Here is a 23375-nt window from a genome sequence, read left to right on the forward strand (position 1 = left end):
CAATACGTTAGCTTCTTTATTTAAATTAGTTACTTCTTGAAATTTTATTTTATTTCTCTCTGTAGAATTTATAAAAATGTCTACAATTCTTCCTGTAATGTTTTGTAATTCTTTAATATCATCATTAATACTAAATTTATCATCTTTAATTGAATTTAACTCATAGAATTTCACCATAGTTTCCATGAATTCTTTATTGTTTATTCCTTGTTTTTGTGCTAAATCATTAAATTTTTCCTTTAATTCATCACTTATTCTTACACTAAAAGTCGTATCCATAAAAATTCTCCTTAAATCTATAAAATTTGTTTACTTCTATATATGCTTATTAAGTGTAAACATTAAGTTTTCAACGTAAACTTAATGTTTACATTATAAATTATATCATAAATTGGTAAACAAATAAATGATTAAATGTTGATAATTATAGAAAATAAGTTTAACTCAATATAACTTTTATTATATTGAGTTAAACTTAAATATAAAATATAAGTTATAATAATAAATCTTAAAAAGGGGAAGTAATTAACTATATAATGATAAATGTAATGAAAAACAGAAAAAATAACCTAAAAAGAGGTAGCAAACACATTGAAATAAAAAACAAAAGTGAGTAAAAAACTTTCACCCACTTGTACAATTTATTAATGAATTCAATTTTAAAAAAATTCAAATTGTATAAATCGAAGTTGAATAATGATTATCAATGAATAATAATATCTTTTTAAGCTCTATTTTTTATAAATTATATAATTTCAGAATAAAGATAAACTATAAAGTTAGTACATATGAGTAATAGTCATCATTTTCTTGTAAAAGAGTAAATCCAAGAGAAGTAAAAAGCTTTTGAGATCTTATATTATATTTATAAACTAAAGGTATATGAAGTTCTGTTAACCCTAAGATTTTAGCACGATTTATCAATGTAGATACAACTTGTTTTCCAATACCTTTACCAAAATAATCGCTATCCCCTATAACTATAGGTAAATTCTCTTGTGATAAAGTTACATCTCCTATAGCTTTCCAAGAATTATTTTCTAAAATTTCTATAAAGTATAATTCACCAATTGACGATAAATAATCATACATTTTAGTTATTTTTTCTATTTCATAGGGTGCTATATCCCTACCTTCAGAATAATATAATATCTCTGGATTGCTGTACCAGGGCAGCGCCAACTTATATCTGTCTTTCGTGACTTTCGTTAGTTTTAATCTATCGTTTATATATATAGTTTTCGGTTGTTTGATTTTTTTGAAACTCATAAAAACACCCCTTTACAAAACATATATTAAAATAAATTAGAAATCGAAACCTCCTATATATAAGATATAAAAATCCAAAATTAAGCTTAAATACACATTTAAATTTTAAATTAGGGAACTGAAGATTGGTTAATAAATATTTTTACTTAATCTTAGTAAAGATGTAAATTATAAACCTAATAAAATACAATTCAATTTTAAAGTCTAGAAAATTCCGAAAACTTAATATATTAATATAAGAGGGAAAGTATGCCCTCTTATATTAATATATTATTTAATTGTAAAATAGATGCCACTGTCAATATTACAAATATGAATAAAAAACTTGAATATAACATTTTAGATTTTAAAGAATGCTTTTTACGTTGTGTATTAAAATATGAATTTATATCTTCAGCAAGAGCGTCTAATCTATTGGTATTACTAGCATTAGTATTTAGAGAAATATTGCTACATATATTTAATGAATTTATTTCTATTTTTAATATTTCATCATAAAAATATAAAATATACGAATTATTAACAGTTTTGAATTTTATGTTATTTTTCTTAAATAGTATAAAATCAAATCATCAACAGAATAGCCACGTTCACCATAAATACTATAACTATATTTTCCGTGATCAAAAGAAATATAATATAAAATTCCCATCAGTGCTAATACAAATAAACTTTTAAAACTAATTAAACTATGATACTCTATAGCATAAGCTAAATAACATAAATTAAAATATGTCATAACATAAAATGATTCTATATATGACTTTATAATAAATTTTCTTTTTAAAAAATTAATAAAAACATAGAAAAACTGACAAGTATACCTAATACTAAGCTAACATTAAGCATATTGGCCTCCTTTGTACATAAAAATGTAAATTATTTTAAAACCATATGAATTTTAACATATATATGTTAAATAAACTAGGGGATTTTAATAATTTATTAAAGAAGCTAAATTTAGAATTTTGTTTATTTTTAAAATCAATTCTTGAAAAGATAACAAAATTCTATAAAATAAAGTTAAAGCATTATATATTAGTATATTTTTTCATTAGTAAAACTTATAAACAATATATTAAGTATTATTAATATAAATAGTATAATAATTTAATTCTACAACCGTTTGTATAATCCCTGTTAATAAATTATAAATTAAGTATTTGCACAATGAAAGTGGAAAAAATATAAATTTAATATATAATTGTTTAGTACTTTTAAAATATAACTAAGGAGAAAATAAATGAGTAGTAACAACAAAATTAAAGGAATTATTTATATAATACTAGCTTCTTTATCTTTTGCAACTATGAATCTTTTTGCAAAATTAGCACTTGAATGTAGTCCGTATCAAAAAACTTTCATCTCAAATGCAGTAGCAACAATTATAATTTCTATAATAATACTTAAGAGAAAAGATTCTTTTTTAGGTAAAAGAGAAAATAGAAAGTATTTGCTTTTAAGAGGTGTTATGGGAACAGTTTCTATATTAACTTTATATTATTCCATAGAATACTTATTACTTGCAGATGCAACGATACTTACTAAATTAAGTCCATTTTTCACAATAATATTTTCGTTTTTTATATTAAAAGAAAGAATCACTAAAAAGCAGCTTATATTTTTATTGTTAGCTTTTATAGGAAGTTTATTTGTTATTAAGCCCCAATTTAATGCAGCTATAATACCAGCATTAATGGGAGTCATTTCTGCATTAACTGCTGGTGTAGCTTATACAATGATAAGAGTTTTAGGTGATAAAGAAAGCTTTTTTACAGTTATACTGTCTTTTACTGGCATAGCAACTATAACTATGAGTCCATGGATTTTTGTTAACACAAGTGCTTTAACATTAACTAACATAACATTTCTAATATTAGGAGGACTTTCATTTACATTAGGGCAAATCTTTTTAACATTGGCATATAAAAATGCTCCAGCTAGTGAAATATCTATGTTTGATTATATTGGTCTTTTATTTGCTGCATTATATGGATTTGTTCTTTTTAAAGAAATACCTGACTACCTATCTTTAATAGGTTATGGAATTATTATTATAGTTTCTATAATTAATATATACTCTTCAAAATCTAGTAAATAAAAGAAAAGAGTCATATCCAATTTAAAAGTGATATGACTCTTTTCTTTTATTCTTTCTAAAATGGTTTTAATCCATCAAATACCCCTTGTATTTTATTCCATGTATTATAATCTACATTTCCAGTTTCATCAAGTCCGAAATATCTTTGAAAATCTAATACAGATTTTTTAGTTTCGGCATCAAATACCCCTGTAATTTTAGGTTTAGATATAGTTGGATATATATCTGAAATAACAGCAAGATGATACTGAAGTAACCTTACCTCATCGCCTATAGATCCTTCTTTTAGCATATAGTTAGAAGGCAATTGATTTTTATTGCTTTTAGGGAATGTACTTTCAATTTCATAATATATTTCAATAAGCTTTTCCCAGGTATTTCGTCCTACTATACCATCAACTAACATATTAAAAAACTTTTGAAAAGCTAAAACTGCATTTTTAGTATCTTCATCAAAAACTCCAGTAATTTTAACTTTTGGTATTTCGTTATAAATATTAGATATAATTAATAAATAATATTGTAAAAGTTTTACTTCATCCCCTGTAGAGCCTTCTTTAAGAGTAATATATTTATACTCATCAGTACTACTAAGTGCTTCTACTTCTTCTAAATTTAAAACAGCAGCATAAATAAAATAAATTCTATTCCACGTAGAACGGCCTACTATTCCATCAGGTATTAAATTGAAAATATTTTGAAATGCAATAACTGCTTTTTCAGTAGCAACATCAAAGAATCCATCCACTTTTGGGATTTTAGGTATAGCAGTATAATTATTACTGATTTCATTTAACTTTAACTGTATAATTTTAACGTCTTCTTCTTTGCTATTTAGCATCAAAGTATTTCCTGGATAAGGTGCTAACATACCCTCTATATTATCAGCCATAATTAGTGAAATATCATATCCATAATAATGTTGTAATATTCCAAAGCCATCATATCCTCTAATTGCCAAATCTAAAGATCCCCATTGAGATAAACCATTACAAGTAACTGTTATACCATTACAAAATGTTGCAAATAATGGTTCAAGTAATCCTATTTTAGATATATATTGATTAAATATATCATCAACCATTTGGCTTACATTAGTAAAATAATTTCGTCCTAATTCAAAGCATTGATCATATGATTTAGAGTTAGTGATTTCAAAACTATATCCTTTATCCCTATACCACGAAGTATAAACTCTATTTAATGCAAAAGAAACTTGAGCACGAATGTTTGCTTTTAAAGCTTCGTTACGCCAAGTTGGGTAAATCTCACTACAAGCAACATTTTTAATATACTCTGGAAAAGCTACTGTTACATCTTCTGCATATTCATTGGGTTCACCTAAATGGACAGTTATATATTTGGGAATATATGTCTCTTTTAAAAGATACTGTGCAACTTTTGGTCCTACTTGTTTATTCCTTGGCTCACTTAAAGTAAGTTGATGCGGAGGAATATTTAATATGTTTTCTTTTATTTTATTTTTAGGATTTTTAAGAAACATTTCTATCTTTTGAAGAGCTGTTACATTTGGGAAAATTTGAACTCCATTTATAACCGTAGGTATATAACCTTCCGCCTCAGCTGTAATAGTATACAATTTATAAGGTATAACCTTATTTTGAGCTGTTTGTGAAAATTCTTCTGCCGGTGCGTCTAATGCTATAGTTTCTGCTATTCCACTAATATTAGTATATAACACTTTTTCAAAGGATATATCTTCATCGTTAAATTTACGAATAGTGACTTTACAATTTTGAACTGGCATAGCTTCTTTTGCAAAAGAAACTTGAACCCGTATATATCCTGTAGCCATAAAATCTCCTTTAGAAAGTTCTATTAATATAAATATATGATATAATTACATTAAATATGTAGGAAAACTTACTTATAGAATATAGATTTATAAAAGTTTTTATAAATACTGAATATATTTTTCAAAATAAAAAATATCTATAAACTAAAAGTGTTTAGTTTATAGATATTTTATTAATTAAAAATTTTATTATTTAAATCCAAGTAATAAACCTACTTGATATACAAGTACTGCTGCTATCCATGCAACTATAAATGTATAAACCGCTGTGAATAATGTCCATTTCCAAGAGTTAGTTTCTCTTTTTACTGCACCAAGAGCAACTAAACAAGGTGTATATAATAAAGACATTACCATAAAAGATAAGGCAGATAGTGGAGTGAATATTGATTGAATTGCAATTGTTACTGCAACACCTTCTTCTACACCAGCATAAATTAATCCCATTGTAGCTACAACAGTTTCTTTAGCTAATATACCAGTTATAAGAGATATACCAGCTTGCCATGTTCCAAAACCAGCTAAAGTAAATAATGGAGCAAAGAAACCACCTATAATTCCAAGAAGTGACTCTTCACTATTAGGTTCAACACCTAATGGGAAGTTAGATAATGCCCAAAGAACCACCATTACTGGTAAAATAACTTTTCCTGCTTTTTTAATAAATGCACCAGCTTTATCCCACATTAACATTAGAACATTTTTGATTGATGGTACTTTATAACTTGGAAGTTCCATTACAAAATAAGAAGGTTCACCTTTAAATAACGTTTTACTAAATATTTTTCCCATTAAAAGTGCCACAAGAAGTCCACCAGCATAAAGCCCGAATAATATTAAAGCTTGATTTTTCTCAAAGAATGCTGTTATAAATAATAAATATACAGGAAGTCTTGCACCACAAGAAATAAATGGATTTATAAGTATTGCAATCATTCTATCTTTTTTATTTTCAAGAGTTCTTGTTGCCATTATACCAGGAACATTACATCCGATACTAACAAGCATAGAAACAAAGGTTTTTCCATGAAGACCTAAAGCTCTCATTAATTTATCCATAACATAAGCAGCTCTGGCCATATAACCACTGTCTTCTAATATACCAATTAAGAAATACATCACCATAATTAAAGGTAGGAAAGCTATTACAGCTGCTAAACCACCAAAAATTGCATCGCTAACAAAACTTGATAAAACTTCTGGAGCGCCTGCATTTGTAAGGAAAGCACCGGTAGACGCCCCTAATGATGCAATAAGCCCATCAGTCCAATCTTGAATTCCTGCACCAACAGTAAATGTAATTTGATATAATAAATACATAATTAGTCCAAATATAGGAATTCCTAAAAATTTATTCGTTACCACTTTATCTATTTTATCTGAAACAGTTTCTTTAGATTGTTCTTTTCTAGTTACCGTATCTGATACAATTTCAGATATTACAGAATACCTTTCATTTACAATAGCCATTTCCGGTTCAAATCCAACTTTTTCTTCAATTCCTTTGTAACATCCTTCTAGTTGCTTTTTCAACTTATCATCTTCATCAATGTTAAGTTCCCTTTTTATATGAGAATCATTTTCTAAAAGCTTTAATGCAGCCCATTTTGAAGAAAGAGTGCTATCTTTAACATTTTCTTCAATAGATTTTGCTAAACCTTCTAACTCTTTATTGATATCTTCACCATAATTAATTTTTATATTTGAAGTATTAATATTATCTTTTATACTAGCTTTTATAAGATTATCTATACCTTTATTTTTTACAGCAACTGTTGGTATAACATCTATCCCTAGTTTTTTAGAAAGTTCTTTTATTTTAATAGAAATTTCTTTGCTTTCAGCCTCGTCCATCATATTTAAAGCTATAACTACTTTAGCTCCCATTTCTATTAATTGAAGTGTAAGATATAAGTTTCTTTCTATATTAGTAGCATCAATTACATTTATAACTACATCTGGATTATCTTTTACTATGTAATTTCTTGCTATAACTTCATCTTCAGAATAGGCACCTAAACTATAAGTGCCTGGTAAATCTACAATTTTATACTCATTACCTTCATATTTTAAAATACCTTCTTTTTTTTCTACAGTAACTCCTGGCCAATTTCCTACATGTTGTCTAGCTTTAGTTAATATATTAAACAAACTAGTCTTTCCGCAGTTAGGATTACCTGCTAATGCTATTGTCTTCATTTTAATCCCCCTCTTTGATAATGAAAGTTATTATCAATAAAATTTCAAAAAAATTTTCTTTAAGTTGCTATCATAATATTCTTAGCTATATTGTTATCTAAAGCAAATCTACTATCTTCTATGGAAATTATAAGACTTCTTCCATCATTTTTAATTATTTTTATTTTATTACCTGATATAATTCCTAATTCTCCAAGTCTTTTGTTTAGTCCATCTTTCATAGATATAGATTTCACTTCCACTGTATTACCTTCTGTTGCTAGATTCATAGGTACTATCATAAAATCACCTCTTTTTATTCTCCGCTAATAACTTTAGCTTCATCTTTTCTAAGGGTTAATTTGTATCCCCTTACTAAAATCTCAAGTGGATCACCAAAAGGCGCTTTACCAGTTACTTTAAGTTCTACACCTGGTGTTATACCCATATCTAAAAGCTTTCTTTTTACAGCACTATCTTTTTCTATACTTTTCACTTTAATTTTCTCGCCAATACTTAATTGATCTAATGTGTTCATAATAACCTCCCTAGTATATTACTTTTAAATATATTAACTAATCTTTTTTAATAAATTGATTCCCTTTTCAGTTATTTCCCAATCAGTTTTATCATTTAGTTTCTTACTGTTACATCCACAGGAGCATTTTTCACACATAGATACATCACAAATCACTTTTTTTATATATCCCATATTAATCAGCTTTTCTTTTAAATCATCAATAATAGGTTCCGGCAATTTAAGTGATTTAGATATAGCTTTAGTTGAAAAATTTCCTTCCTTATGTAAAAAATTCAAAACTTTATATAACATAATGTCACCTCTTTCTCTAATTCTATATTAATCATAGATATATTTTAAAGCAGTTAAGCATGTACTACTTATTTTGATTTTCAAAAACACGACGTATAAATGAAATTAGATTTTTAAATATATACAATATGTTTTAAATTACATTTCAATGAAATATTTTACTTATATTACATATTTGCTTTCCAAAGTAATATTAACACATTCTCATTCTAATTGCAAGTGATTATCAATAATATTTGATTTGGAGTTTCATTAAATAAAAATGTGCTATTAACAAACTTTTCAGTTCATTAATAGCACATTTTAGTTATTATAAATTAAATTTTATATGTCTTTATTTTCAATTTCAACTTTAATATTTTTAATAAATTCGTCTAAAGCAATAGTTCCTTGATCACCGTTTTTTCTAGTTCTAAGTGCAATTGTTTTGTCAGCAACTTCTCTTTCACCTATAACTATTATATAAGGAACTTTTTCATTGCTAGCTTCTCTAATTTTGTATCCTACTTTTTCATCTCTATCATCTAATTGAACTCTTATATTATTATCCTTAAGAGTTTTAGTTACTTCCATTGCATAATCATTAAATTTATTTGATATAGGAAGTACCTTTACTTGAACTGGTGCTAACCATGTTGGGAATTTTCCAGCAAAATGTTCTATTAATATACCAATAAATCTTTCGATACTACCTAAAATTACTCTGTGAATAACTATTGGTCTATGTTTTTCACTATCAGCTCCTATATAGTTAAGATCAAATCTTTGTGGAAGTTGGAAGTCTAATTGGATTGTACCACATTGCCAAGTTCTTCCTATACTATCTTCAAGATGGAAATCTATTTTAGGACCATAGAAAGCTCCATCACCTTCATTTATTTTGTACTCCATATTTATTTCATCTAGAGCTCCACTTAATGAAGATTCTGCAATTGCCCATTCTTCATCACTACCCATAGAATTTTCTGGTCTTGTTGAAAGTTCTACACTATATTTAAATCCAAATTTTGAATAAACTTTATCAATAAGTGATATAACACCTTTGATTTCTGATTTTATTTGATCTGGTAACATAAATATATGGGCATCATCTTGAGTAAACGCTCTAACTCTCATAAGTCCATGTAACGCTCCTGAAAGTTCATGTCTATGAACTCTTCCAAGTTCTGCAACTCTCATTGGAAAATCTCTATATGAATGTGCTTCTGATTTATATACAAGCATTCCACCAGGACAGTTCATAGGTTTTAATGCAAATTCTTCTTCATCTATAACAGAAGTATACATGTTTTCTTTATAGTGATACCAGTGTCCTGAAGTTTCCCACAATTTTTTATTTAACATTATAGGTGTCTCTATTTCTATATAGTTATCTTCTATATGAAGTTGTCTCCAAAAATCTATTAAAGTATTTTTTAACACTACACCATTTGGTAAAAAGAATGGGAATCCTGGTCCTTCTTCCATAACTGTAAATAATTTAAGCTCTTTACCTAACTTTCTATGATCTCTTTTTTTAGCTTCTTCTAAGTTGTTTAAGTATGCATCAAGGGCTTTCTTATCTTCAAAAGCTGTACCATAAATTCTTTGAAGCATTTTATTTTTTTCATTACCTTTCCAATATGCACCTGCTACACTTAATAATTTAAAAGCTTTTATATATTTTGATGATGGAATATGTGGTCCTCTGCAAAGATCAACAAAATCACCTTGTCTATATAGTGAAATGTTTTCTCTTTCTGGTAACTCTTTAATAAGTTCTATTTTATATGGTTCACATTTATCTTCCATTAACTTTATTGCTTCTTCTCTTGATACATCTATTCTTTCAAATTGAAGATTTTCTTCTATTATTTTATCCATTTCACATTGAATTTTTTCTAAATCTTGTTCTGAAAAAGCTTTTTCAACATCAAAATCGTAGTAGAATCCATTGTCGATTGAAGGTCCTATTGCTAATTTAGCACTTTTATAAAGTCTTTGAACTGCTTGTGCCATTATATGAGTAGTTGAATGTCTTAAAACATCTATAGCTTCTTTATCTTCATATGTTAAAATTTCAACTTTGTCATTTTCTTTTAATTTATAACTTAAATCAACTAATTCATCATTAACTCTTCCTACTATAGCTACTTTTGCTAATTTATTGCTAATTGATTTAGCAAGTTCATATACACTAATATTTTCCTCTATTTCTTTTATTGAATTATCTTTTAATCTTATATTTATCATTTTCATTGTTATCCCTCCAAAATATTTTTATATAAATTCTCAAACTTTTAATGTTTAATTTTCAAAAATTCCTTATCAATTGAAAATATAAATTTATTTTTTTGAAAAATTTTATGTTTATTATTTTTTATTGTAAAGCTATATAATATGTCATTTCTAAGTATAACCATAAAACATTTTTAATTGTTTTATAATAAAGTTTCTATTCTCATTTGATAATAAATACTTAATATTATGATTCTATGTACACTTTTAAAATTATATTTTAATTATAAATTTTAATATTACACATAGTTTGTAATTGTTTTAATATTAAGAGAACTTTTGTTTTTGCATTTCAATAATTTTATGTAAAACTTTAACTTAATTTATTATTTTATTATTAATTTAAAATAATTACTAATTTTGGGTAAAACAAAAAGCATCCATCCCTGTTGGGACGAATGCTGTATATTCGTGGTTCCACCCAAATTGAATTAAAATTCAATTCTTCTCGTTTTAATAACGGCATCTAACCGATGACATTTCACTTTAAAAGCTAATAAGCCATAACTCCAGGGTAGTTTTCTTATAGTCATATTTAGGAATACTTCCAGCCAGTGATATTCCCTCTCTGTAAACTGTAACCTATAATACTCTTCCTATCATAGTCTATTTAATATTTAATTTACATTTATTTGTGCACAAATTCAAATATATAACCTTTTCAGAAAAGATTAATAATTTATACTTATAGTATCATACTAAAATTACTTTGTAAACACATTTCTGAAAATTTTTTATAGTTTTTTAAATTGTACTTATAATTTATAGCATATTTTTAAAAACTATATAGAATAAAAGTACAATTTATTTACCTCTTTACTAATAATCTTTAGTATGAGATAATTATTATTAGTAATATGTTTAGAATTGAAAGGAGTTTTCTTTATGGAGAATTTAATTTTAACAGAAGGCATGAAGGCACCAGATTTTACTTTAATGGGAAGTGATAAAAATGAACATAAATTAAGTGATTATTTAGGGGAGAAAGTAATTTTATACTTTTATCCAAAAGATAATACTTCTGGATGTTCTAAAGAAGCACTAGCCTTTACAAGTGTATATAACGATTTTAAAGAAAAAATTCAGTAATATTAGGTGTGAGTAGAGATTCTTTAAAATCTCATGATAAATTTATCGAAAAATATAATATACCATTTGTATTATTATCTGACGAAAAAGAAGAAGTGTGCAACCTATATGGAGTTTTAAAAGAAAAAAATATCTATGGGAAAAAGACTATTGGAATTGAAAGAAGCACTTTTATAATTGATGAAAATGGTATTATTGAAAAAATATACAGAAAAGTAAAAGTTGCAGGACATGTAGAAAATGTTCAATGCTTTTTAGGATTATAATTTTAAATAGAAAACCAGTACTTTTTATTAAGTACTGGTTTTATTATATTTCAAACTAAAAAATATAATTAATATAATATTGTTTAAAACATAAATAAGTAAGCCTAGAAAGTTCAAACATAACTAACTTTTATTTAAATAATAAAAAATGTCTTTAAATACATACTCCAATATTATCTAATAGAATATCTCCTTTAACTCCTTTATCAAAAACAAACTTTATAGTTTTTAATTTTTTAATATTTAATTTAGAGTTATTTTTAACAAATTCTTCTATTGGAAAAGTAAAATTTTGAAGTTCATGTTCTATTGTATTGTTTTTAACTAGAAAGTTATTTTTATATAAATTAGATCTTAATGGAGGATATAACGTATAGTAATCTTTTAATAAAAGAGAAGAAATATTTCCATTAACATCTTCCAATTGAATTGTAAAATCTACATCATTAAATTCATTTTTTATAACGTCGTAATTATCCATTCTACATGCTGAAAATTGCAGTATTGAGTTATTATTTATATTCTCTAAATAAATATCATTCTCTGGAAGTGATATACTATAAAAGCTTCCAGAACCCTTATACCACCTAAGTCTAACTGCTGTATTTCTAGTAGAAGAACCATCCCTTCTTCTAACCTTTTCTTCACGCCATATGGTAAAATTCTTTCCAAATATAGAACTATTTTTTAAAGACGATGTTTTTAAATCTAAATCTTCTTCATAATTAGCTATAACTTTAAAATTACTATCTTCATATTCATTTACATATACAGTTCTAGGTAAATCATTTTGAATATTTTTATAGTTTATAAACATGTCTTTATATTCGTTCTTATTCTTTAGAGTACAATCAAAAAAACCAGTTAAATATCCTTTCAATATACTTTTTTGATCTTCATCTTTAATAATTGGCTTAGTGTTTAAAAACCATCCCATTGGTTTGTTAAGATCATATCGTCCCCAAGTGCTATTGAATTGCCCATGGTTTGCTCCATAAATATAAAGATAGCTTTTAAAATAATCTTTTCCATCAGTGAATTTAACATTATCATATTGTTCTCTTCCATCAAATTCTGTTACATCTTGGTCATACGAACCATGAACTGAAAAATAATTAATATTTTCTAATTCCACTGACTTACCAGAAGGTTTATATTGATTATAAGTAGGTGCTATACTTGCTATAGATTTTATATTATAGTTGAAATTAAGTTTTATATCTCCATCATCAGGATAGTAACTTAATTTATTAAATAATGCGGCTATAGCTACTGCCTCCCCGCCTCTTGAATGTCCTACTAATGCAATATTATTCATATCTATTTTATTATAAAGTGGATTTTCTTTATCATTATTAAATTTTTCAAATTCTTTTATATTATTTAACATCATAATTGCTCTAGCATCATTTTCATCAGCTAAATTTGAATTTATATAAAAATTCAAAAAATTTTCATTTATAGAAGCTACAACATATCCTTTACTTACAAGGTGGTTAGCTAAATATTCATAACCTTCATGGGACGGTGTAGTCATAGTATGATTTCCATGCGCAATTAAAATTAGTGGTAGTTTTTCACCTTTTTCAGGAAAAAACACATCCCCTGTTATAGGTACAGAATAAGAATCAAATCCCCAATATATATTTCTAAGCTTACCTATAATTCCTTCTTCATCAGAAACATATGGTGATAAATTTACTTTTGAAGTTTTTAAATTATATTTATCAGATGAACCATAGCTTAACTTTTTTATTGAATAATCACCTTTTTTAATAAGTTCACTAAAGATAGAGGAATCGTTATTATTTTCAACCCTTAATGATAAGTACTTTTCAGTAAGATTCTCATCATATCCTTTAAATCCAATAAAATATATCATAGAAATATTTATAAATAATGAAAATATAAATATTGACCATATAAATCCATTTTTCTTGTTTTTACTTAACAATTTTAAAATACTATATATAAATATTAATTGTATAATTCCAATAGTAATAGCTATAAAAACATCAGCCTCGAATGATGTGTCTATAAAGAAATTTGTCACGAATATATAAGAAATTATAAACAATCCAATTATAAAAGGAAGATTTTTTATAGGTATTTTTTTATAATTAAAGATACTAACTGCAAAATAACGATAAGAATTATCAAACCTAAAAAAGTAGCGGCAGTAAATACTATAAAATCTAAAACTTTAGGAAGACCAGTTCCTAAAAAGGCCATTTCCAATCCTACCATTGATGAAATCAATAACATAAAGATTAATTTTACATATCTATATTTATCAAAATATGTATGATGTATATAATTTTTAAGATTTATTTTGAATTTTTTAAACATATCAATCCTCCTAATATGTGGATACTAAATTTGTATCTTTTATTTTTAGGTTAAAATTAAAATATAGGAATCTAAAATCAACATTTAATTAAAAGATTTAGATTCCTAAAAAATAATCAAACATTAGTCAAAAAAACTTAATTGAGCTGTTCTGTCATATTTATAATCATCAATGATTTTATTCATATTATAAATTATATTGCTTTTATCGCAGTGTTCTCTAAAAATATCATATAAAATTTTTCTATTTAATGATTGACAATTATATTTTAACCTAAAATTTGTTTCATATTTATTTTTTATATGAGGAAAGTTGTTATCTAATTTCTTATAAAAATATTCCCTTTGATTATCTCTTAAAGTTACTCCAAAATAAGGATATATAAATTTTGCTCCACAATTTCCTGCCCTTTTTATTATGCTTTTTATATTTTCTTCATTATCATTTATAAAGGGCAAAATGGGCATCATTAAAATACCACAATATATACCGTTATTTGCTAGTTCCTCTAAAGCCTTAAACCTTTGAGAAGTTAAACTAACATTTGGCTCTATCCTTTTACACATATTATCATCAAAAGTTGTTATAGTCATTTTTACACACACAGGGGAAATATAATTAATGTTTTTTAATATATCTATATCTCTAGTTATTAAGTTACTTTTAGTGGCTATTGCTACACCAAAGTTATACTTATTTAACAACTTTAACGATTGTCTAGTTAGGTTTAATTTTTTTTCAAAAGGATTGTACGGATCGCTCATTCCTCCTGTACAAATAACACCTTTATTTCTTTTAGATTTTAATTCACCCTCTATTATTTTTAGTGTGTCTTCTTTTATTTTAACTTTATCAAACTCTTCAATTCCATAGCAACTACTTCTAGAATCACAATAAATACAACCATGACAACAACCTTTATATATATTCATTGTATAATCTGCTCCAAACCAATAGTTTGGATGAGCATTTTTTGTAATAATAGTCTTACAGGGTATAGATTCCATTATCCTTCTCCAATTAATTTATTTCCACCTTTTTAAAGTAGGTAAGAAACTTTTTAGATTTTCTCTAGCAGCTTCCTCACTAAAATCTTTATGTGCATTCATAAGATGAGGAACACAAGCCTCTATCATTTCATCTAATGAAATATCTGCCTTAAACTTTCCATTACTATAACAATAAACACAATATTCCTTATTATCACTAACCTCATTTTCATTTACTAGTGGCATTCCACAACTTTGACAAAAATTCATATTAAAACATCCTTTCAATTTATAAAATAAGTTATTTTTGTAAGCCTATAAATTTTATTATCTGCTTTAATATGATACTATCAAAGAATAGTTGACAACTGTTTGTCATATTAGAAATTATAATTCATCAAAGTTTTCTTTAATCTTCTAATAATTTCATCTCTAACAAATTTAGGCTCTAAAACTGTAACATTATTACCATAAGATAATATATGATCATAAACCCACTCACCTTTTGGATAGCTTACAGTAACATCATAGGTTTCATCTTCATTTTTCATTATAGAATTTTCATCATAAAAATCATAAATTTTATATAAAACTTCTTTACTAAAACGCAATTTTAAATTTATAACTTCAAAATTCATTTCACGTGATAAATTTAAATCTACTTCCTTACGTATAAATGTATCGTCTTTAATCTTAAAATTTTTAATTCTACTAAGTTTAAATATTCTAAAATCGTTTTTTTCAATAGAAAAGCCCCATAAATACCATTCTTTGCTTTTAAAGATAAGTTTATATGGATGTACTTTCCTTATGCTACTAACTCCTGTAGAATTTATATATCTAAACTCAATTATCTTCTTTTCTAATATAGAACCTTTTATATCCTCAAAATTATAATCTGAATTTAGTTTATTTCCCCAGTTAGAAAAATCAACAGCAACCCAATCATTCACATCCATATTCTTAAATATTGCTCCAAGCTTATTTAAAACTTTATCTACATTTGGAATTTCAGTAGCTTTTAATGTACTTAATGCTAACATTAAACTTTCTTTATCCTTTTGCGATAACATAGCTTTATTAATTGTATATTCTTCTATTAAAGATATTCCACCACCAGTACCTTTACTTGCATATATAGGAATGCCTGATAATGAAAGCTCTTCTATATCTCTATATATAGTTCTAGTAGATACGTCTAATTTTTCTGCTAGTTCTTTTGCAGTAACTACTTTTTTATTTAAAAGGATTATAATTATTTCAACTAATCTATTTATTCTCATAACATCACCTAAAGTAATATTAACACACTTAAACTTAATTTAACTATAGAGTTACAAACTGAATCTCTAACTTATTCACTTATATAACATATTGTTTAATAGCACTTCATGTAAAATTTTAATCTAAAGGCAATGTATATGTTTACATATACTTCCAATAAATATAAAGAGTTCAAAATATATAATCCATTTCATATATTTAACGAGGAACTCTTTATAAAAGCTCATTAAATAAAATCTTTTATATTACTATTCTCACTTATCATACCTTCTATTATTGGCTTTTTACTTGTTAATATAGTAGTGATTCCTGGGCCATGACCCATCTTAATGCAATCGCTATGAATTACAACACCTATAGAAACTGCTCCTGATAAATATCCCCTTCCAAAAGTATTATCACAATCTTTTAAAAGTACTAAATCACCAAATTTTAATTTATCTATTCCATGTTTTTTTACTTCATTTATATCTGCTGTCATAATATCATAATCACCAGTAAAAGAAGTCGAAGCACCTATACCTGACCCCATTAAATAAGATGGTATTATAGCTGCAACATTAACTATAAGTTTCCCATCATATTCTTTTATAGGCAATTTTTCAAAAAGATTTGGATCTATATTCATAACTGTTATATCTTCATAATTTAAAAGCTTAAGACCTTGACCGTATGCTTTTATTAAAATTTTATCATCAACAGATAAATCATCTAAAATATCATTTTCAAAATGTATTAAAACATGATCTATTCCACCATGCATTCCTGTTACATACCCAATTCCGCCTTTTCCATCACCAGAAACTACCTTTGCAATATTTCCTATACATGAAAGGGTAGTAAGAGCATTATTTTCTCTAGCATCTGGATTTTTTATTGAAACACCTGGTTCTATATGGTCTCCAGATAAACCAAAGGCACTGTCACCAATCTTAACATTATAACAAATTCCACCGGTTGCAGGTAAAACCATTGGTTCACCTTCATGACTTATTCTATAAGGAGATGGTGGAAAAGCTGGATGATGAATTTTACCTTGAACACTTTGCATTACAACTTTATCTTTGTTAGTTTTAACCAAACCGAACCCTCCTTTAGTAAATTTTCATATTTATTAAATTCTAGTGACTTCTTAATAAATCCTTTATTTTACAATAAAACAAAAACTTTTTAATAAATTATTCATAAAAGATATATAATAATTCAAAATAAAACCTCTACCACTATAAATAAGTAGTAGAGGTTTTATTATAGATAATTCATAAGTGCAATTAAATACATAGTGTATGATATTGGAGAGTTTTTAACAGTACTTGAGAAATATTTAAGCTGATTATATGTAATATCTTTTAAAATTTTATCCTTAGTTATTTTGCTTAATTTGACTAAGACGTAGGCTGCTACAGAATTACCGGATGGAATTGCTCCATCATAAATTTCCTTTGGCCTTGCAATAAGTTTTTCACTATCTTTACCATATAGGAAAAATCCAGAACTGTTTTCGTCCCAAAACTTATCAATCATTTCACTATTTAATGATATTGCTTTTTCTAAATATTCCTTCTCATTAGTTCCTTCATAAAGCTCTATAAATGACCATATTAAAAATGCATAGTCTTCTAAATAAGAAAAATAAGCTACATCACCATCCTTATATCTAGCTAAAAGCCTATTATCTTTATTTACTAGATTATTTTCTATAAAAGCTATAGCATCTTTACAAACTTTTAAATACTTTTCATCTTTTAATATAGAATAAGCTTTAGCGAAGGCTGTAATCATAAGAGCATTCCATGAAGTAAGTATTTTTTCATCCTTATGTAAAGTAGTTCTTTCAAGTCTATAATTGAAAACCTTTTTCCTTAAATCATTTATTTTTTCATCATCATTTTCAAAGGAATTATTTTTAAGTAGATTTGCAATACTTTTTCCTTCAAAATTTCCTGAAGTAGTTATATCAAAGTAATTATTAAAATACTTTCCATCATCTTCTCCTAACACTTCACAAATTTCAAGAGGATTAAAAACATAAAATTTACCTTCATCACCTTCACTATCTGCATCCTGTGCACAGTAAAAACCACCTTCATCACTTGTAAGTTCTCTTAAAACATAATCCATAGTTTTTATAGCCACATTTTTATAAAATTCTTTCTTTGTTATACTATAAGTTTCTAAATATGCCATAGTTAATAATGCATTATCATAAAGCATTTTTTCAAAATGTGGAACAAGCCATTTATCATCAGTAGAATATCTAGAAAAGCCATATCCAATATGATCGAAAATCCCACCTCTATACATTTGGTTTAAAGTTTTTTCAACCATTTCTAAAGCTTTTGGTTCATTTTCTAACTTATAATATTTTAGTAAGAACATGAGTTTATGAGGTGTAGGAAATTTAGGGGCTTTATCAAATCCACCATTTACAACATCAAAAAATTCTAAGCACCATAAATAGCCACCTTCAATAATATCTTTTCCTATTTCATCATCTGTAGTTGTTGGCTGAAATGCATTTTCAAGCTGATTGATGACCTCTTCACTTGCATCTATAATACGCTCTTTGTCACTTTTCCATTGGTCACTTATACTACTTAGAATATCCATAAAACCTGGAACATTATATTTTGCATGTTTAGGAAAGTAAGTACCAGCGTAAAAAGGCTTTTGATCTGGAGTAATAAATAGATTAAGAGGCCAACCACCACCGCCAGTAAATGCCTGACAAACTGTCATATAAATACTATCAACATCAGGTCGCTCTTCCCTATCAACTTTTATAGATATAAAATTATCATTAAGAATTTTTGCTACTTCGTCATCTTCAAAACACTCATGAGCCATAACATGACACCAATGACAAGTAGAATAACCAATACTTAAAAATATAGGTTTATTCTCATCTTTAGCTTTTTCAAAAGCTTCATCACACCATGAATACCAATTAACAGGATTATAGGCGTGTTGAAGAAGATAAGGGGATTTTTCATTTATTAAATTATTAGGTACTTTCTGATTTGTTACCATAATATCATCTCCAATAACTATAAATTCATTTTCTATTTGCTATTACACTAATAATATACCCTTAGATCCTTAAAATATTAAAAAGCCTATCTATATTTTGATAGGCTTTTAAGTAGTTAGTTATTAGCTTTTCTGTATTAATATCTATTTCTATAAACATATTGTTATGATTTAAATTACATTACTCTTATATTTTTTGTAAGTATTCTTCTTTTGTAATCTTATACTTGTCAGTTCTAATATAAATTCATCCCTACTCTTTTATGAATTGCTTTAAATATGATTTATATAAATACACATTCTTTTAATGATTAAACATTAATTTTATTGAATACATATTTTTTATTATTATGACCATACTATTAATGAAATTTTATATTTAGGAGGTATTACTCATGGCAAAAGCTAAACAATATGTTGATCAAAGTATGACAAATGTGCAAAATACAGTTTCATCATTAGAAAAAGCACTTACTTCAGCAGAAAAAGCAGAAAATAAGACTAAAATTCAATCAGCAATAGATTCACTTAATTCTGCATGTCAACAATTATCTAACTTTCAAGATTAATACTAAAAAAGGGGCTGTCGCAAAATAATTAAAATAATTAGGAGCGACGCTCCTTTTTTGTTTAATTTTTATATACCTTCATTTCACCATTATGATTTATTTAGGTACATTTTGTTTACATGAGTAATCGCTGCAATTTTAACATTCATACATTATTATTTAACATTATAACCTAAGAACATAATCATCTTTTGGTATTAAACCCTCTAAATTTAATAGTAAAACCACTTCATATACATTATTAAATTTTTTCTTGTAATTAATCATATATTAAGTAAATTACATATACAAAACAAGCTATTGCTCCTCTAACCTTAAGTTAGTTTTGCAACAGCTCATTTTTCTACAATGATTATGTTATCTTTTTTACAAAAGATTTATTAATCCTGTACTTTTTTTAACTCTAATATTATTGATCAAATCTATCTACTTTAAATAAGTTTATATCTTTATCTACTTCTCCATAATATAATTTACTTAACATCATTCCACCTAACATAGCAAATAATATACCATTTGCTCCATAACCTAAGCAATACCATAACTTAGAATTAGTCGGATCTTTTCCTATAAAACCTAAATTATCTTGAGTGGATGCAAATGCTCCACAATATTTATATTCTATTTCTATATTTAAATTTGGAAATAAACTTTTTAACCTTTGTTCTAACTTTTCATAACTTTTATTACATAGTTCTTTATTATATATATCTGGTATAAAGTTTATATCCTCACCACCAATTATTAGCCTGTTGTCTTTAGTTGTTCTAAAGTAATTATAAGGATCTTTATTATCTCTAATAATAACATTTTTATAAATATTCTCAATATTATCTATTGGTTTAGTTGCAAGATTAAATGTAGTAGTTTTAGTTCCAAAGGCTCTTTTAGTAAAAATTCCTGTATTGTATCCTGTAGCTGCAATAATAATTTTACCTTTAACTTTATAACCATATACAGTTTCTACAGTAACATCATTTTCTGAATATTGAACATCTAAAACTTCTGTATTTTCGTATGCTCTTAATCCCTGCTTACAACTTACCTCAATTAGATGTTGAGTAAATTTATAAGGATCCAATACAGCCCCTCCATTTTTACCTATTACACCGCCTTTTACATCAAATAAAAATGGATTATTATCTTCATCAATAAATTCTACAGGTAATCCTGCTTCTTTTCTTATATAATACTCTTCTTTCATTTCCTTATTTTCTAGTTTCTTATCTGTATATAAAAAACTGTCTACTCTTTTAAAATCACATTTATTACCATGTTCATTTATAAACTCTTCAATTTCATCTAATGCTTTTATTCCAAGTTCATATGATTTTATTACATTTTCTATACTTGTATATGACTTTAGCTCCATAGCATTATCATCAAGTTCATATTGAAGCAATGATGTTGTTATACTAGTACTACCATGACCTATTCTTGATTTTTCTAAAATAACGCAATTAATATTATTTTTACTAAAGTAGTGTCCTAAAATTGTCCCAGTAACTCCGCCTCCTACTATTATTACTTCTGTATCTATATCTTCTGTTAAATATTCATATTGTTTTATAGTTTTATTAATTCTTGTAAATATACAATTACCTTGTACATATTGTGTATTCATATTAAAACACCTATCCTTATGTATAATTTCAATATTAAAAATATATTTATTATGCTTTTGTAATTAATCTTCTAGAATTTCTTAAGTATTTCTATTTTTTTCAGGGACACCTAATAATTCATATAAATCATTAAAAAATTTAATACTTTTTTCAGAATCAATATTCTCTTTTACTGGAACCTCTAAGTAAGGTATATTAATTTTATTCTCTTTTAACATATCATCTAACACTGCCGTCATTACTCCATAAGTCCCTTCTACTTGATCACCATTTAAATCTGGCATCATAGACTCTGTATTATATTTGTTTACTTTATGTTTACCCCAATATATACTACAAGTTGGACTTCCTTGTATTCCGATATAGCATAGAGGGGTATTATTATTGTTTCTAAGTTCGCATACCATATCCACATAAGATTGAAGCTCTTTTCTACAATGTTTTTTAAAAAATATATTGTCATATTGTTCTCTTCCTTGTGGATTTCTCAAGTAACCCATTGCTGTAAACTCTGGGCAAGGTAATTGAATAATACTAATGTGTTTATCCAAAAAATAATCTATTATTCTTTGAGAAAAAATAAAGTTTTTGCCTAATAAATGAACTCTAGTAGCTGGGTTCAATAAACAGTGTGAAACTATTATGAAATAACGCTTTCTTTTAGACATATTATTATCCCTTCTTAATTAATTATATTTTTAGATTTATTTTTTCCTAAAGCATATGGTTATATTCTTAAAACACTAAAATATAAGCTTACCTTTTATTGTAAAATTGTATAAATCCATAATGAAATAGACTAACTATTTTGTGTATTGAAATTTTAAAATGAATAGTTTTAAACAATAAAAAACTAGCCTACTGTTAAATACAATAAGCTAGTTATATAGAAAAATAAGTTCCAATTTAAATTTATTCAATAACTTTAAAATTTTCTTATAAAAGATACAATGTTGAATTATAGGTAGTTTGAAGCATATTTCACTATTTTAGAATTCTTATGAATATTACAGTATACTACTTCCTACATATTTAGAAATTTTCTTGCTCATATGATAGGTTAATTATGTCTTCTTCTGTAATTTCTCGCAATACTTTGCAAGGATTACCTACTGCAATCACACCTTCTGGAATATCTTTATTTACCACACTTCCTGCCCCAATAATGCTACCTTTTCCAATAGTAACTCCACCACATACAGTTGCATTAGCACCAATCCACACATCGTCTTGTATTGTAATAGGTTTTGAAGTTCCGATTCCTTCTGCTCTTTGTCTTGAAAGTATAGCATGACCAGAACAGGCTAAACAAACTCCAGGAGCTATAAATGCATTAGCACCAATGTGAACCGGAGATGTATCTAATATCACACAATTATAATTAATTACAGCAAGTCCATGGGTATGTATATTGAACCCATAATCACAACGAAATGATGGCTCGATAAACGTTAATGGATGACAGGTTCCTAGTAATTCTTTTAAAATACTACTTCTCTTTTCACCTTCAGATGGTGCCGTTTGATTATATCTCCAACATAATTCTTTTGCCTTTTGTTGTAATTGCGATGGCATATCTTTATGATTTGAAAAATATCCTTTATTTTGTCTCATAATTTGTGTAAAATCCATTAATCTTATTCCTTTCAAATTTATATTTATTTAAAGATTGTATTAATAATCATTGCAGTTAGAAAATA

General features: G+C 26.1%; 21 protein-coding genes, 2 pseudogenes and 1 other annotated feature. Of the genes and pseudogenes, 4 read left to right on the top strand and 19 right to left on the bottom strand.

All coding sequences use genetic code 11. The features are described 5' to 3' along the window. Both CSGHG_RS23635 and CSGHG_RS15370 read right to left on the bottom strand, forming a co-directional pair. Positions 1 to 279, bottom strand: a pseudogene (locus CSGHG_RS23635) (hypothetical protein); the annotation flags it as partial. Between the two features lie 492 nt (positions 280 to 771). After that, entirely contained in the window at positions 772 to 1269 is a 498-nt protein-coding gene (locus tag CSGHG_RS15370; RefSeq protein ID WP_010297179.1) for a GNAT family N-acetyltransferase, read from the bottom strand. A 249-nt stretch (positions 1270 to 1518) separates the two neighbouring features. Here CSGHG_RS15370 and CSGHG_RS15375 point away from each other — a divergent pair, with 249 nt between their 5' ends. Continuing rightward, complete coding sequence (locus CSGHG_RS15375; RefSeq protein WP_010297183.1) at positions 1519 to 1767, top strand: hypothetical protein; 249 nt, start codon at positions 1519 to 1521, stop codon at positions 1765 to 1767. A 37-nt stretch (positions 1768 to 1804) separates the two neighbouring features. Here CSGHG_RS15375 and CSGHG_RS23370 read toward each other — a convergent pair whose 3' ends face one another. Beyond that, complete coding sequence (locus CSGHG_RS23370) at positions 1805 to 2008, bottom strand: hypothetical protein (RefSeq protein ID WP_155844779.1); 204 nt, start codon at positions 2006 to 2008, stop codon at positions 1805 to 1807. 504 nt (positions 2009 to 2512) lie between these two features. On the opposite strand from CSGHG_RS23370, the gene CSGHG_RS15380 reads away from it, so the two are divergent. Next, positions 2513 to 3370 carry a DMT family transporter gene (locus CSGHG_RS15380; protein ID WP_010297186.1) on the top strand — a complete coding sequence of 286 codons (858 nt, stop codon included), beginning with the start codon at positions 2513 to 2515 and terminating at the stop codon, positions 3368 to 3370. Positions 3371 to 3425: 55 nt separating this feature from the next. Here CSGHG_RS15380 and CSGHG_RS15385 read toward each other — a convergent pair whose 3' ends face one another. The 6 genes from CSGHG_RS15385 to thrS all read right to left on the bottom strand — a co-directional run bounded on the left by CSGHG_RS15385 (position 3426) and on the right by thrS (position 10428). Next, entirely contained in the window at positions 3426 to 5186 is a 1761-nt protein-coding gene (locus CSGHG_RS15385) for a peptidoglycan-binding protein (protein WP_010297190.1), read from the bottom strand. 189 nt (positions 5187 to 5375) lie between these two features. After that, complete coding sequence (feoB, locus tag CSGHG_RS15390) at positions 5376 to 7385, bottom strand: ferrous iron transport protein B (RefSeq protein ID WP_010297193.1); 2010 nt, start codon at positions 7383 to 7385, stop codon at positions 5376 to 5378. 59 nt (positions 7386 to 7444) lie between these two features. Then, positions 7445 to 7666 (bottom strand): FeoA family protein, encoded by a 222-nt coding sequence (locus CSGHG_RS15395; protein ID WP_010297197.1) that lies wholly within the window; start codon positions 7664 to 7666, stop codon positions 7445 to 7447. A gap of 14 nt (positions 7667 to 7680) precedes the next feature. Further along, positions 7681 to 7902 carry a FeoA family protein gene (locus CSGHG_RS15400; RefSeq protein ID WP_010297200.1) on the bottom strand — a complete coding sequence of 74 codons (222 nt, stop codon included), beginning with the start codon at positions 7900 to 7902 and terminating at the stop codon, positions 7681 to 7683. A 33-nt stretch (positions 7903 to 7935) separates the two neighbouring features. Beyond that, positions 7936 to 8196, bottom strand: a complete 261-nt coding sequence (locus CSGHG_RS15405; protein WP_010297203.1) for a FeoC-like transcriptional regulator — start codon at positions 8194 to 8196, stop codon at positions 7936 to 7938. 324 nt (positions 8197 to 8520) lie between these two features. Then, positions 8521 to 10428 carry a threonine--tRNA ligase gene (thrS, locus tag CSGHG_RS15410; RefSeq protein ID WP_010297206.1) on the bottom strand — a complete coding sequence of 636 codons (1908 nt, stop codon included), beginning with the start codon at positions 10426 to 10428 and terminating at the stop codon, positions 8521 to 8523. Between the two features lie 432 nt (positions 10429 to 10860). Further along, positions 10861 to 11085: a binding site (T-box leader), on the bottom strand. A gap of 273 nt (positions 11086 to 11358) precedes the next feature. Between thrS and CSGHG_RS21105 the strand changes: the two are divergent. Continuing rightward, positions 11359 to 11828 (top strand): annotated as a pseudogene (locus CSGHG_RS21105) (peroxiredoxin). Between the two features lie 154 nt (positions 11829 to 11982). Here CSGHG_RS21105 and CSGHG_RS15420 read toward each other — a convergent pair. The 7 genes from CSGHG_RS15420 to CSGHG_RS21110 all read right to left on the bottom strand — a co-directional run bounded on the left by CSGHG_RS15420 (position 11983) and on the right by CSGHG_RS21110 (position 19481). Then, positions 11983 to 13782 (bottom strand): alpha/beta hydrolase family protein, encoded by a 1800-nt coding sequence (locus tag CSGHG_RS15420; RefSeq protein ID WP_147582266.1) that lies wholly within the window; start codon positions 13780 to 13782, stop codon positions 11983 to 11985. 146 nt (positions 13783 to 13928) lie between these two features. Continuing rightward, positions 13929 to 14177 (bottom strand): hypothetical protein, encoded by a 249-nt coding sequence (locus CSGHG_RS15425; RefSeq protein ID WP_010297212.1) that lies wholly within the window; start codon positions 14175 to 14177, stop codon positions 13929 to 13931. 123 nt (positions 14178 to 14300) lie between these two features. Next, positions 14301 to 15185: an SPL family radical SAM protein gene (locus CSGHG_RS15430; RefSeq protein WP_010297214.1), complete on the bottom strand. Its 885-nt coding sequence runs from the start codon at positions 15183 to 15185 to the stop codon at positions 14301 to 14303. Positions 15186 to 15203: 18 nt separating this feature from the next. Further along, positions 15204 to 15437 carry a zinc ribbon domain-containing protein gene (locus CSGHG_RS15435; protein ID WP_010297217.1) on the bottom strand — a complete coding sequence of 78 codons (234 nt, stop codon included), beginning with the start codon at positions 15435 to 15437 and terminating at the stop codon, positions 15204 to 15206. Between the two features lie 110 nt (positions 15438 to 15547). Further along, on the bottom strand, positions 15548 to 16450 hold the full coding sequence (locus CSGHG_RS15440) for a helix-turn-helix transcriptional regulator (protein ID WP_010297221.1): 903 nt from the start codon (positions 16448 to 16450) through the stop codon (positions 15548 to 15550). A 227-nt stretch (positions 16451 to 16677) separates the two neighbouring features. Beyond that, complete coding sequence (locus tag CSGHG_RS15445; protein ID WP_010297223.1) at positions 16678 to 17532, bottom strand: DUF4438 domain-containing protein; 855 nt, start codon at positions 17530 to 17532, stop codon at positions 16678 to 16680. 167 nt (positions 17533 to 17699) lie between these two features. After that, positions 17700 to 19481 carry a thioredoxin domain-containing protein gene (locus CSGHG_RS21110; protein ID WP_010297226.1) on the bottom strand — a complete coding sequence of 594 codons (1782 nt, stop codon included), beginning with the start codon at positions 19479 to 19481 and terminating at the stop codon, positions 17700 to 17702. 395 nt (positions 19482 to 19876) lie between these two features. Here CSGHG_RS21110 and CSGHG_RS23760 point away from each other — a divergent pair, with 395 nt between their 5' ends. After that, a complete protein-coding gene (locus tag CSGHG_RS23760) occupies positions 19877 to 20050 on the top strand; it encodes a hypothetical protein (RefSeq protein WP_010297230.1) in 174 nt (57 codons plus the stop codon). Between the two features lie 409 nt (positions 20051 to 20459). On the opposite strand, the gene CSGHG_RS15460 is transcribed toward CSGHG_RS23760, so the two are convergent. The 3 genes from CSGHG_RS15460 to CSGHG_RS15470 all read right to left on the bottom strand — a co-directional run bounded on the left by CSGHG_RS15460 (position 20460) and on the right by CSGHG_RS15470 (position 23307). Then, on the bottom strand, positions 20460 to 21674 hold the full coding sequence (locus CSGHG_RS15460) for an NAD(P)/FAD-dependent oxidoreductase (protein ID WP_010297236.1): 1215 nt from the start codon (positions 21672 to 21674) through the stop codon (positions 20460 to 20462). 81 nt (positions 21675 to 21755) lie between these two features. After that, positions 21756 to 22343, bottom strand: coding sequence for a hypothetical protein (locus CSGHG_RS15465; RefSeq protein ID WP_010297238.1), 588 nt, complete (start codon positions 22341 to 22343; stop codon positions 21756 to 21758). A gap of 364 nt (positions 22344 to 22707) precedes the next feature. Beyond that, positions 22708 to 23307, bottom strand: a complete 600-nt coding sequence (locus tag CSGHG_RS15470) for a sugar O-acetyltransferase (RefSeq protein ID WP_010297241.1) — start codon at positions 23305 to 23307, stop codon at positions 22708 to 22710. Between the last annotated feature and the right edge of the window lie 68 nt (positions 23308 to 23375).

Source organism: Clostridium senegalense JC122, from assembly GCF_000285575.1.
GTDB classification, from domain to species: domain Bacteria; phylum Bacillota; class Clostridia; order Clostridiales; family Clostridiaceae; genus Clostridium_J; species Clostridium_J senegalense.

Bases quoted from the DNA above. Each gene is read 5' to 3' on its own strand.
- CSGHG_RS15370 (WP_010297179.1), bottom strand. From the start codon at position 1,269: ATGAGTTTCAAAAAAATCAAACAACCGAAAACTATATATATAAACGAT.
- CSGHG_RS15375 (WP_010297183.1), top strand. From the start codon at position 1,519: ATGCCCTCTTATATTAATATATTATTTAATTGTAAAATAGATGCCACT.
- CSGHG_RS23370 (WP_155844779.1), bottom strand. From the start codon at position 2,008: ATGACATATTTTAATTTATGTTATTTAGCTTATGCTATAGAGTATCAT.
- CSGHG_RS15380 (WP_010297186.1), top strand. From the start codon at position 2,513: ATGAGTAGTAACAACAAAATTAAAGGAATTATTTATATAATACTAGCT.
- CSGHG_RS15385 (WP_010297190.1), bottom strand. From the start codon at position 5,186: ATGGCTACAGGATATATACGGGTTCAAGTTTCTTTTGCAAAAGAAGCT.
- feoB (WP_010297193.1), bottom strand. From the start codon at position 7,385: ATGAAGACAATAGCATTAGCAGGTAATCCTAACTGCGGAAAGACTAGT.
- CSGHG_RS15395 (WP_010297197.1), bottom strand. From the start codon at position 7,666: ATGATAGTACCTATGAATCTAGCAACAGAAGGTAATACAGTGGAAGTG.
- CSGHG_RS15400 (WP_010297200.1), bottom strand. From the start codon at position 7,902: ATGAACACATTAGATCAATTAAGTATTGGCGAGAAAATTAAAGTGAAA.
- CSGHG_RS15405 (WP_010297203.1), bottom strand. From the start codon at position 8,196: ATGTTATATAAAGTTTTGAATTTTTTACATAAGGAAGGAAATTTTTCA.
- thrS (WP_010297206.1), bottom strand. From the start codon at position 10,428: ATGATAAATATAAGATTAAAAGATAATTCAATAAAAGAAATAGAGGAA.
- CSGHG_RS15425 (WP_010297212.1), bottom strand. From the start codon at position 14,177: ATGTTTAAAAAATTCAAAATAAATCTTAAAAATTATATACATCATACA.
- CSGHG_RS15430 (WP_010297214.1), bottom strand. From the start codon at position 15,185: ATGGAATCTATACCCTGTAAGACTATTATTACAAAAAATGCTCATCCA.
- CSGHG_RS15435 (WP_010297217.1), bottom strand. From the start codon at position 15,437: ATGAATTTTTGTCAAAGTTGTGGAATGCCACTAGTAAATGAAAATGAG.
- CSGHG_RS15440 (WP_010297221.1), bottom strand. From the start codon at position 16,450: ATGAGAATAAATAGATTAGTTGAAATAATTATAATCCTTTTAAATAAA.
- CSGHG_RS21110 (WP_010297226.1), bottom strand. From the start codon at position 19,481: ATGGTAACAAATCAGAAAGTACCTAATAATTTAATAAATGAAAAATCC.
- CSGHG_RS23760 (WP_010297230.1), top strand. From the start codon at position 19,877: ATGGCAAAAGCTAAACAATATGTTGATCAAAGTATGACAAATGTGCAA.
- CSGHG_RS15460 (WP_010297236.1), bottom strand. From the start codon at position 21,674: ATGAATACACAATATGTACAAGGTAATTGTATATTTACAAGAATTAAT.
- CSGHG_RS15465 (WP_010297238.1), bottom strand. From the start codon at position 22,343: ATGTCTAAAAGAAAGCGTTATTTCATAATAGTTTCACACTGTTTATTG.
- CSGHG_RS15470 (WP_010297241.1), bottom strand. From the start codon at position 23,307: ATGGATTTTACACAAATTATGAGACAAAATAAAGGATATTTTTCAAAT.